Origin of the sequence: Wolbachia endosymbiont of Drosophila seguyi (assembly GCF_028981765.1) — a bacterium.
GTDB lineage: Bacteria > Pseudomonadota > Alphaproteobacteria > Rickettsiales > Anaplasmataceae > Wolbachia > Wolbachia pipientis.
Map to the genome: position 1 here is coordinate 1 of NZ_JAPQLM010000037.1, position 2943 is coordinate 2943.

Consider the following 2943-nt stretch of genomic DNA (forward strand, 5'->3'; position numbering starts at 1 on the left):
AAGTGTGATGCAACAAAGCCATCCCAGTGTCAGCTACTTGGATGACAAGAAAGGGAGCACTGGAATGACATTATCTGTTGTGCAATTTACCTTCAAAAATGAATGTTTGTACAGTTATGTGTCAAGCACTGGGATGACAAGAAAGGGAACACTGGAATTTTTGTTTCAGCATTAGCCATGCATCTGAACAGATACGTTGCCTTGAGAATCGCAACATCCATGCAGTTATGCGCGTAACACTAAAAATCAAAAAAAACAAAGAGGCAGACTTAATCTACCTCTTTTATTTCACTTGGCTATACTGTCTGTTGTTGAGAAGCAACTTGTTCAACAATAAGTGAGCCTAAATAAGTGTTAACCCCTTTAGCACCATCTTTGTCTAAACCTAATGTTTTATTCCACTTTGTTTCATTTACTGCCTCGAACTTACCTTCATCGTTTTTCTCCTTTAGTGAACCTATCTCGAAGAGTAAAGTATTGCCTAGCGTATTGGTAAGCTGATTAATATCAACAATAATACGGTAGTTCTTGCCTTCTAAGCTGAAGGCTATATAATGTTTACCCTTTTCTACCTTACCTTCTTCATCTTTAACTTGGTTATTCCTTGCCATTTCCTTAAATGTGTCTTTTGTTACTAGCAATGCTGTTTCTTTACCGTTTTTTCTATCGTTATTAACAACAATCTTCGGAGCTCTCAACTCAGATATTTCATTGTTTTTGCTGATAGCGTACATTGCTGAACTAACCAGTGCAACAGCAACAATTGCTAATATACCGATTCCAAGTGGTGTAGCTGCAAAAGCTGCAAGTGGAGCAAGCGTGCAAGTTGAAGACACCCAATATGGTGCTGAAAGTGCTACTGCTGCGCCTATGACATACAAAGAAGTAAGTGCAACAAGTGCAGTATTTGTTTTGTGGAATTGACCACAGTGACTTTTGAAAGTTAGCATAAACGACCTCAAATATTAATATGCTTAAATAAAAAAACTGTCATAGTCAAGCTTTTTCGTAAGCTACCTGCCGCTTGAGCCAAAGCCCCCTGCATTGCGACCGGTTTCTTCTGCGCAGAATTCTTCTCTGTCATCCCAAATTACCTGAGATACAGGAGAAATGAGGATTTGTGCGATTCTATCTCCTCTTTTTATTTCGTATGGCTGATTACTTAGATTAATTAGACAAATTTTAACTTCACCTCGATAATCAGAGTCTATAGTGCCCGGAGAATTTAAGACAGTGATTCCATGTTTTGCAGCAAGACCAGAACGTGGGCGGATTTGCCCCTCAAAACCGTTTGGTATTGCAATCACAATTCCAGTTGGAACAAGTAATCTTTCAAGTGGATTTAAAACAGCAGAATCATTCAATGCAGCATAAAGATCCATGCCAGCACTCTGCGTAGTTGCATAACATGGAAGAGACAAGTCTTCTCCGTGTGATAATCTTTTTATTTCTACTGTAATTTTACTTCTTTGCACTCCAATTTACCATCTATGAAGACTCAATTATAGCATGTAAATTGTATCTGCAAAAGTGATAAATGTAAATGATGTCATTCCAGCGCGTGACGCTAGGCCATAAAATTCCTTGACAAGTTCAGTGCTCCTTTTTTTGTCATCCCAGTGCCTCTATGATGTCATTCCAGTCTGGAATCTAGTCCTTATTATGCAGCCACTTGGTTGAAATTAAGTCTTCTGGATCCCAGTGTCTGGGCACTGGGATGACATCATAAGGGCGCTGGGATGACACCCTGACAACCGTCATCCCGCTACTTGTTAGCGGGATCTAGAGATACCGCGAATGAATCGCGGTATGACGTAGATTGTTGTCATTCCAGTGTCAGCTACTTGAATGACACCCTCTTGGTATTCGTGTAGTTGCAAGCAGTATAGCTATAAATCACTCACAATCGATATGCTTGAATTACTCTCAGTAAATAAATCAAGCATAATGTTAGATATTCTACCATCAACTATGTGAACAACTCCAGCACATTCCTCCGCCATTTTAACGTATGCCATAAGCCTTTCAATAAATTTTTCCCCTTTAATTTTCCCACAATCAATCGATGCATTTAAATTTTTAACAGATATCTTCCTGCCACCAATTTTATCTATTTCTTCATCTGTGTCACTCAAGATTATCATTTTAGATGCAGAAACTGCGATTGCGATTGCGCTTGCAGTGCTATCGGCATCAATATGATATGTTTCCCCATCTTTTCCATGACCAATTGGTGCAATAACTGGTATAAAATCTGATTCTTCAATAAAAAATAATATATCAGGATTGATTTCAGTGGGTCTACCGATGAACCCCATGTCTAATATCTTTTCGATATTATTTGATCTATCTTCTCTAAGCGTAGCGGTTATTTTTTCGGCTTTAATTAAGTTACCATCTTTTCCACATAATCCAATAGCTGAACCACCAGCAGAATTTATATACTGAACAATTTTTTTATTAACTGAACCACACAGTGCCATTTCAATGATTTTCATAGTGTCTTTGTCTGTAAGTCTGATACCATTCACAAACTTACTGTTCATATCCAGCATTTTTAACACTGAGTTAATTTCATATTCTCCGTCATGAATTATTACCGGATTTATACCAAGCTGCTTCAACAAGACAACATTATGCACAAAAGTATTAAATAGTGTTTCATCTAAGATTATTGTACCACCGCATTTAATGACAAAAGTCTCGCCTACAAAGCTAGGTATGTTAGATAGCACTTCAAGTAATATTTCTGCTTTTTGTTCAAATGATACCTCACCCTTTAAAAATTCACTACTCTTCATTTTTTTATCTTGTAAACTTGAAAAACTCATCTCTTACCTTGGTTATTTTATGCTTAACACGGATGCTCATTTGATGAATTGACACATTCTCATTATTAATCCATTTTTGAATATCTTCTATAACAGCACCTAAGCTTTTTTG

The 2943-nt window shown here is 37.3% G+C and carries 3 protein-coding genes and 1 pseudogene; all 4 read right to left on the reverse strand.

Annotated elements, in window-relative coordinates; genetic code table 11:
* Positions 1 to 296: 296 nt before the first annotated feature.
* Positions 297 to 950, reverse strand: coding sequence for a hypothetical protein (locus OZD62_RS00715; protein WP_275019224.1), 654 nt, complete (start codon positions 948 to 950; stop codon positions 297 to 299).
* A gap of 63 nt (positions 951 to 1013) precedes the next feature.
* Entirely contained in the window at positions 1014 to 1475 is a 462-nt protein-coding gene (dut, locus tag OZD62_RS00720; RefSeq protein WP_275019225.1) for a dUTP diphosphatase, read from the reverse strand.
* Positions 1476 to 1889: 414 nt separating this feature from the next.
* On the reverse strand, positions 1890 to 2801 hold the full coding sequence (argB, locus tag OZD62_RS00725) for an acetylglutamate kinase (RefSeq protein ID WP_010962459.1): 912 nt from the start codon (positions 2799 to 2801) through the stop codon (positions 1890 to 1892).
* A gap of 4 nt (positions 2802 to 2805) precedes the next feature.
* Positions 2806 to 2943 (reverse strand): annotated as a pseudogene (locus OZD62_RS00730) (ribosome biogenesis GTP-binding protein YihA/YsxC); the annotation flags it as partial.

Excerpts from the sequence above, each read along its gene's own strand:
- OZD62_RS00715 (WP_275019224.1), bottom strand. The coding sequence starts at position 950 with ATGCTAACTTTCAAAAGTCACTGTGGTCAATTCCACAAAACAAATACT.
- argB (WP_010962459.1), bottom strand. The coding sequence starts at position 2,801 with ATGAAGAGTAGTGAATTTTTAAAGGGTGAGGTATCATTTGAACAAAAA.